We start from the raw sequence: 5,778 nt of genomic DNA, 5'->3' as shown, positions 1-5,778 counted from the left end.
ATGCGAGCCAGCGTCCAGAGAGGCTGTCTAAAAACTCCAATTTCAAAAACTCATCTCCCACTTCGCCCCTAAAAAGGAGCTAATTTCGCATAAAACTTCCCACATTGACCTCAAAATCAGATCTCATGTAGGAGTAATTCCCCACCTTGGGCAAAATGCCCTTAGTTTTTGGACACCCTCCAGAGCAACTGCGTAGCTGCAAATCAGCGCTGTAAGAAGTAGTTTCCGAGTGCAATAGCGATCAAATTGAACAGAAGAAAGTGGCCTCATGGGAAAGACATTAGTGACTACCTTGAGCGTGATTGTAGCTATGGTTACTATAATCAGCGGCACGGTGTACATGGTAGACTTTGGAGTCAAAACTGGCTCTGAACAAAATCAGAGGGCCTCAGAAATTGTGGACAACTGTCAGCCTGGTAGAGCGGTTTCTCTTCGCCACTTATGCTATAATGTACGAAGTCTATACCCTTAGGTATTACTAGAGTTCAAGGAGTGGTTCTCATGGGGGGTCAGGACTACAAAGATTTCTTAAAAACAACCGATATCTTGGAAGCCAGCCAGAAGGCCAAGGAGAAAAGCATGGCTCTCCTTGAGGATCAGGGTCTAGCTGCTGTGGCTCTGGCCCTTTCCCAGACCCTTGCGGAACTTGTTCAGCGTCATCAAGAGATTCTGAGAAAAGTGTCGTGAAAGTATATCTGGACAGTTCAGTCATCGATGTCTTTCTCTTCGGAGAAGGGATGGAAGCAGAGCGTTATGCCCATGTAAAGAAACTATTTCAAAAAATCGATGACCGAACCTTGGTTGCTGTTATCTCTTTCAAAAGGAAGAAGGCTACGAAAAGATTCTTCACCTTCTCGAAGATATAAAGGAGACTGGTCTTACAAAATACATCAACGCTATCAACTTAGGTGAAATCATCTATTCAACCAAAGGGGAGTTTGGCGACCAGAAAAAGTTGGAAGTCCTCGCCCATACTGAAAGATTGAACTTTGCTATTCTTCCTGTGCCGAATGAATTGATATTCCAGGCAGCGGAATATAAGGCTCAATATAGTATCTCTTATGCCGATAGTTTTGCACTTGCCTCTGCTATGGTTCAAGATGTAAATAATCTCCAGAAGCTCTTATTGAAGGTGAGGAAAGTACCTTCTGCTTTTCCTCAGCGGCCAGAGATCCAGGGTAACCAGTATGGGGTAAAGAGGCATGGCGGCCAGGCTAGCCCATCGTAAGACCATAAGGCGATCCATACCCCGATATTCTAAGGTCAGATCGTAGTCTCCCCCTTCTTCTATGAGCCAGATGTTGCCACCCTCCTTTCCCGGATGGAGTGCATTATAAACATGTTCTCCTTCAACTTTGCCGCTTTCTTTTTTGAAGATTCTGCAATCTCCAGTCAACACTCTGTCAAAAAGCACGAACCGCCCCCACTTCTACATATTCGCTAGAGTCTAGGACTGGAGCTGGATCTGCTTCTGATGCAATGGATTTATGATGGAGCTCAAGAACCTTGAGGCATTTAGGATTTCTACTCCAACGACCTTCCCCTCAGCATCCAATTCCACATTTACCCCTGGTGCAATTTCCACAAACTCCTCTTCTTCACCTTCTTGAGCGACGATATACAGAACATCGCTGTCTGGATCGTAGTTCACAAATGGCTTCTTTAACCTCTCGTTCATAGCCTTTTCCATCTCCCGTTTTCTATCCGCTGCTGCTTCTGCTTAGACTTAAGTGGATGAATGGTGATAATCTCCACCCGATCTGGAAACTCATCGTAAGCAATCATAACTTCCTTTGTCTTTTCTCTAAATCTCAAGCTTTTTGTCGCTATTTTGTGATCTGTGTCTCTATCATAGTAATGCTCAAGCGCTTCTCTGTATATTTTTTCGGGTATTTCAAAGGGGATATTTCTTATGGCTAACCTTAACTTCAGATGTCCTGCATAGACCACCTTCTTCAAAAATATTAGCTCCTATTTCGTGCGAATTTTGGGTACCATCTGATCCCAAATATTGTAGCTTTTCCGATGGCCCGGCATCTGTCTGCGCATAACCCCGCTTGCCTCGTTAATTCCACTTCATCAATAACTGGTTGGGGAACAACGATGACCCCCTATAGTCTCTTAAGCAAATCTAACTGGCGCAGGCGATAGAGGTAGAAAATCGGCGAAGTATCACAGATTACTGTCTCAGGCATTTCGCATGTCTCGCTCAAGTTCCTCAGTTGTCAGATCGAACGCAAAAACGCCATAACGTCCTAGTGCCTGAAGGAAGCTGATCCGAGACAAACCAGCCAATTCAGCCGCTCGTCCTGAAGACAGCTTACCCAGTTCATACAGTTTAGCGGCCGCTGCCATGCGTAATTCACGAGAGCACTCTTCTGGTGTCTCCTTCAGGGAAAGCAAGACCGCATCTGGAAGTTCGATTTGCACGGTCTTCATCGTCTTACACTCCTTTGCTTTTTATGTCATCATAGATAGGCTGAAGAACCCTCACCCCAACCTCTTTATAGCTTAGCATTTATTGTAGCATACCACATGAGGAAAGTACCTCCATTCAGTCAAATCGTTAGCATCCAAAATCCTCTGATGGGTTTATCTTATTTCGATTTCGCCAATACTCATGTCTAAACCATAAAACGGACTGATCACTCGCACAAGCAGCCAGGGCACCACATGAGAGCCGGCGTCCAGGCTGGAGACCTCCCCATAGCCCTCCGAAAAGGTGAGACCGGCCATCTTTCAGGTCTTTCTAAAGAGAGAAGCCAGGTCAGGGGTTTTGCTATCCTTTTATTCTCCTCCTGGCAAAGGAGAGGGAAGAAACCAGAGGAATACCCCTTTTATCAAGTTCAAACTGAAAGTCCCAGTAATCAAGCCCGGCCATCTCAGCAGCCTTCCTGAAGGAAAGACCTTCCTGGAATTTCTTGACCGCAAGAGCCACCTTTTCTTCAGAAATTGCCTTCTTTAGAAGCTGCCTTATGGCTGTTGATCTGTCCTCAGCCATGTCCTTTGCAAATTCATCGATGGACTTCAGGAGCTCCCGGTCAAGCATTACGTTAGTTCTAACCAGTTCTTTAGTCTTTAGCATTTTTCTTGCCCTCCATAAGATAAAGTTCTGCCACTATTGAACTTAATCTGTTCTCTACCACTAACCACTTGATAAAGCTCTCAAAATCCTGAAAGCTCATAAGCTTGTCCTTTAGCCCTTCCAGTAGCAAATCAGGGGAGGCCTTAATCCTGAAACCTAAGGCCATGGCAATCTTAGCAAGACCCTCATCATCGGTTATGATCTCTTTTACTTTTTCCTGCAGGGCCAAGGCAATAACTGCCTCATCGCCTTTGGTAAGAGTCTTATTTATTTTCCCTTTTAGTTTCTGGATAAAATCATCCTTGACCCTGGTTATCTTGACCCCATAGGTAGTTATGAATTGTTTGATGACCGTCGCATCGGCCAAAGCTTTTTCTTCTCCTGTGACAACTGCTTCCTCATAAACCTCCTCAGGTATGAGTACTGTTTCTCTTAACTTGGGGATAAGCTCAAGATAGCTTATTCTTACCAGTGATATTAATGTGGAGGTATCAATAACCGTGCTCATTTAATATTATTTTATAATATTTGATATGTATGTTCAAGGTACAAATAACCTCCGCAAGCTGCCCCTTGTGGGTAAAAATCAGGTAGCAGATGTACTTGGGTTTGCTATCAAAGAAGATTGTTACGAAACAAAATATTCCAAGGCCTGACGTTGGCGAGGGCCACCAAGATGTTCCCTGGCCTCCCTGATCACCTGGACGGATAGAACGGGAACATAGTCTTGGGCCAGAGCATGCTGTAGCACCTCGTAGGGCCAGCGGGCACACGGATGCCCGCAATAAGCACATTAGCATCCAGCATTACCCTTAGCGGAGACTCATTGCTGGCCGTACATCTCCTTAAAGACTTCCTCCCTCAACCACCTGCAGAGATTTTTCATAGACCTGGCTACTGATTCTAAACCTTGCTTTCTCTTACAGATCATCAAGTTGTTGTCGAAGACTCTTGATGTGACCTTTTTGCTTCGCCCAGATCAAAATCCCCACAGTGCATGAGAGGTAGCGTCTACACCCAAGACCTTCCCCCCTGGTCCTCCGAAAAGGAGAGACCGGCCATCTCTCCGGTCTCCTTAAAGAGAGAAGCCAGGTTCGGTGTCAATGAAAAGGATCAGACCCATAAATCAGAGGACTGTCCAGTTATAGCTTATCTATGAAACCCTGTATCTCCTGTTGAAAAGATTTTGCTGTCTTAGCGAACTTTTCTACTAACTTGTCCAGTCTTTTGCTTTCTAATTCGAAACCATAAATATTTCTAAAAAGATGTCTAAAGGCCAAATATTCGTCTAATTCAGCAGCCAGTGTTTTGGATAATACTGCTGGTCTCACACCCTTGATTTCTATAGTCATCTGATAAAGGAGGTTTTTGTGCCATTGCTGGGTTAGAGATAATCCTCCATTTATTCTACGAGCGATAGTTTCAAAGATTCTTTCACAGGCATTATAAAAATCATGCAATATTGAACCCTTTGCCCTTCTGTAAACCCGACTATTATCTTTACACTCAGATATTTCATCCAATAATCGAGTAATATTACTCAATTCCTCCTCAAGGAAACTAATTATCTCATTTTTCTCGCTCTCATTTCTTCGCATATAAACACCTCCCCTGCTTATTAACTTGGTTCTTATACTGGTCAGGCAGATCTTCATATGCCCTGATATCAAGATTAAACTCGCTTAATCTTAAACAGTATCCATAGGCTTTAAGATATTGATCGCCGAGTCCTTTGGCCACAATATCAATATCAGAAGCCATATCAAAGTATCTTTCTTGAGACAGACTACCGTAGAGTATAACCTCTTTAGCTCCAAATCGTTCTCCCAGGATACGGGCTATGTGTTTGGCCTCTCTTAAAGCTTCCTTTCTCCGTTGCTGCTGGAGATTCATCTTTTTCTTATAAATGCTATTTACTATACCCATATGTAGATGCGCCCTCTTCTTGTTTTGGAAGACAGCAGTTCTGCATAAGTATAATATATCTCCTACGGACTTGCCAATTTTTTGTGCTTCCACATCAGTCAAATCCATAGAACGGACTGATCACCCGCACAAGCAGCCAGGGCACCACATGAGAGCCGGCGTCCAGGCTGGAGACCTCCCCATAGCCCTCGGGGAAGGAGAGACCGGCCATCTCCCCAGTCTCTCTGAAGAGAGGAGCCAGGTCAGTACTGATGAAAAGGATCAGGCCCATGATGATGAGGCCAATAAGGAGGGCCCGAAAGAGATTTCCCCGGTGAGGAGCCCCACACCAGATCATGAAGAAAGGAAACAGAACCAAATCAATAAAGGAGAGTATGCACCTGAGGCCCCAAGCCCTCCGGGCCAAGCCCAGAAGAAGGGTGAGAAACTGTCAAAAGCACGAACCGCCCCCACTTCTACATATTCGCTAGAGTCTAGGACTGGAGCTGGATCTGCTTCTGATGCAATGGATTTATGAGGGAGCTCAAGAACCTTGAGGCATTTAGGATTTCTACTCCAACGACTTTCCCCTCAGCATCCAATTCCCCATTTACCCCTGGTGCAATTTCCACAAACTCCTCTTCTTCACCTTTTTGGGCCACGATATACAGAACATCGCCGTCTGGATCGTAATTCACAAATGGCTTCTTTAACGTAAGCTTTCAGTAAACCCCGTGTTTACCTGGCGCAAGAAGTTCCCTCTACCCTCTGGACACAAAGGCCTCGGT

At 44.8% G+C, this 5,778-nt stretch carries 15 protein-coding genes; 4 read left to right on the top strand and 11 right to left on the bottom strand.

The window, feature by feature from the left end:
- Positions 1-268 precede the first annotated feature (268 nt).
- From HW443_RS08990 to HW443_RS13980, 4 genes are read left to right on the top strand one after another with little or no spacing between them, the layout of a single operon-like run.
- Positions 269-472, top strand: coding sequence for a hypothetical protein (locus HW443_RS08990; RefSeq protein WP_176232188.1), 204 nt, complete (start codon positions 269-271; stop codon positions 470-472).
- A gap of 29 nt (positions 473-501) precedes the next feature.
- Positions 502-687: a hypothetical protein gene (locus HW443_RS08985; protein WP_176230123.1), complete on the top strand. Its 186-nt coding sequence runs from the start codon at positions 502-504 to the stop codon at positions 685-687.
- Entirely contained in the window at positions 684-866 is a 183-nt protein-coding gene (locus tag HW443_RS08980) for a hypothetical protein (RefSeq protein WP_176232187.1), read from the top strand. The genes HW443_RS08985 and HW443_RS08980 overlap by 4 nt, the downstream gene beginning before the upstream one ends.
- On the top strand, positions 842-1,228 hold the full coding sequence (locus HW443_RS13980; protein WP_176235829.1) for a type II toxin-antitoxin system VapC family toxin: 387 nt from the start codon (positions 842-844) through the stop codon (positions 1,226-1,228). Before HW443_RS08980 ends, HW443_RS13980 begins: the two co-directional genes overlap by 25 nt.
- Here HW443_RS13980 and HW443_RS08970 read toward each other — a convergent pair.
- The 11 genes from HW443_RS08970 to HW443_RS08920 all read right to left on the bottom strand — a co-directional run bounded on the left by HW443_RS08970 (position 1,124) and on the right by HW443_RS08920 (position 5,688).
- On the bottom strand, positions 1,124-1,414 hold the full coding sequence (locus HW443_RS08970) for a hypothetical protein (protein WP_176230125.1): 291 nt from the start codon (positions 1,412-1,414) through the stop codon (positions 1,124-1,126). The genes HW443_RS13980 and HW443_RS08970 overlap by 105 nt on opposite strands.
- A gap of 33 nt (positions 1,415-1,447) precedes the next feature.
- Positions 1,448-1,678, bottom strand: a complete 231-nt coding sequence (locus tag HW443_RS08965; RefSeq protein WP_176230126.1) for a DUF2283 domain-containing protein — start codon at positions 1,676-1,678, stop codon at positions 1,448-1,450.
- Entirely contained in the window at positions 1,675-1,959 is a 285-nt protein-coding gene (locus tag HW443_RS08960; RefSeq protein ID WP_176226976.1) for a hypothetical protein, read from the bottom strand. Before HW443_RS08960 ends, HW443_RS08965 begins: the two co-directional genes overlap by 4 nt.
- 228 nt (positions 1,960-2,187) lie before the next feature.
- A complete protein-coding gene (locus tag HW443_RS08955; RefSeq protein ID WP_176226979.1) occupies positions 2,188-2,439 on the bottom strand; it encodes a UPF0175 family protein in 252 nt (83 codons plus the stop codon).
- Positions 2,440-2,592: 153 nt separating this feature from the next.
- Positions 2,593-2,736, bottom strand: coding sequence for a hypothetical protein (locus tag HW443_RS08950; RefSeq protein WP_176235825.1), 144 nt, complete (start codon positions 2,734-2,736; stop codon positions 2,593-2,595).
- Positions 2,737-2,779: 43 nt separating this feature from the next.
- Positions 2,780-3,085 (bottom strand): UPF0175 family protein, encoded by a 306-nt coding sequence (locus tag HW443_RS08945; RefSeq protein ID WP_176235824.1) that lies wholly within the window; start codon positions 3,083-3,085, stop codon positions 2,780-2,782.
- Positions 3,072-3,593, bottom strand: coding sequence for a PIN domain-containing protein (locus tag HW443_RS08940; protein WP_176235823.1), 522 nt, complete (start codon positions 3,591-3,593; stop codon positions 3,072-3,074). The genes HW443_RS08945 and HW443_RS08940 overlap by 14 nt, the downstream gene beginning before the upstream one ends.
- 634 nt (positions 3,594-4,227) lie before the next feature.
- The gene (locus HW443_RS08935; protein WP_176235821.1) at positions 4,228-4,683 is read right to left on the bottom strand and encodes a ribonuclease toxin HepT-like protein; all 456 of its coding nucleotides are present in this window, start codon (positions 4,681-4,683) and stop codon (positions 4,228-4,230) included.
- The gene (locus HW443_RS08930; protein WP_176235820.1) at positions 4,670-5,119 is read right to left on the bottom strand and encodes a hypothetical protein; all 450 of its coding nucleotides are present in this window, start codon (positions 5,117-5,119) and stop codon (positions 4,670-4,672) included. The genes HW443_RS08935 and HW443_RS08930 overlap by 14 nt, the downstream gene beginning before the upstream one ends.
- Complete coding sequence (locus tag HW443_RS08925) at positions 5,106-5,417, bottom strand: hypothetical protein (RefSeq protein ID WP_176238078.1); 312 nt, start codon at positions 5,415-5,417, stop codon at positions 5,106-5,108. Before HW443_RS08925 ends, HW443_RS08930 begins: the two co-directional genes overlap by 14 nt.
- A gap of 67 nt (positions 5,418-5,484) precedes the next feature.
- Positions 5,485-5,688 (bottom strand): DUF2283 domain-containing protein, encoded by a 204-nt coding sequence (locus tag HW443_RS08920; protein WP_176235818.1) that lies wholly within the window; start codon positions 5,686-5,688, stop codon positions 5,485-5,487.
- Between the last annotated feature and the right edge of the window lie 90 nt (positions 5,689-5,778).

The organism is Candidatus Hakubella thermalkaliphila, assembly GCF_013281975.1.
Classification (GTDB): Bacteria; Actinomycetota; Humimicrobiia; order Hakubellales; family Hakubellaceae; genus Hakubella; species Hakubella thermalkaliphila.
The sequence above is the reverse complement of the archived record's forward strand: the minus strand, read 5'-3'. Positions and strand labels throughout refer to the sequence as shown.

What these genes read in the sequence shown, in the direction of transcription:
- HW443_RS08930 (WP_176235820.1), bottom strand. Translation starts at nt 5,119, where the DNA reads ATGGATTTGACTGATGTGGAAGCACAAAAAATTGGCAAGTCCGTAGGA.
- HW443_RS08950 (WP_176235825.1), bottom strand. Translation starts at nt 2,736, where the DNA reads ATGGCCGGTCTCACCTTTTCGGAGGGCTATGGGGAGGTCTCCAGCCTG.
- HW443_RS08955 (WP_176226979.1), bottom strand. Translation starts at nt 2,439, where the DNA reads ATGAAGACCGTGCAAATCGAACTTCCAGATGCGGTCTTGCTTTCCCTG.
- HW443_RS08990 (WP_176232188.1), top strand. Translation starts at nt 269, where the DNA reads ATGGGAAAGACATTAGTGACTACCTTGAGCGTGATTGTAGCTATGGTT.
- HW443_RS08945 (WP_176235824.1), bottom strand. Translation starts at nt 3,085, where the DNA reads ATGCTAAAGACTAAAGAACTGGTTAGAACTAACGTAATGCTTGACCGG.
- HW443_RS08985 (WP_176230123.1), top strand. Translation starts at nt 502, where the DNA reads ATGGGGGGTCAGGACTACAAAGATTTCTTAAAAACAACCGATATCTTG.
- HW443_RS08965 (WP_176230126.1), bottom strand. Translation starts at nt 1,678, where the DNA reads ATGAACGAGAGGTTAAAGAAGCCATTTGTGAACTACGATCCAGACAGC.
- HW443_RS08940 (WP_176235823.1), bottom strand. Translation starts at nt 3,593, where the DNA reads ATGAGCACGGTTATTGATACCTCCACATTAATATCACTGGTAAGAATA.
- HW443_RS08935 (WP_176235821.1), bottom strand. Translation starts at nt 4,683, where the DNA reads ATGCGAAGAAATGAGAGCGAGAAAAATGAGATAATTAGTTTCCTTGAG.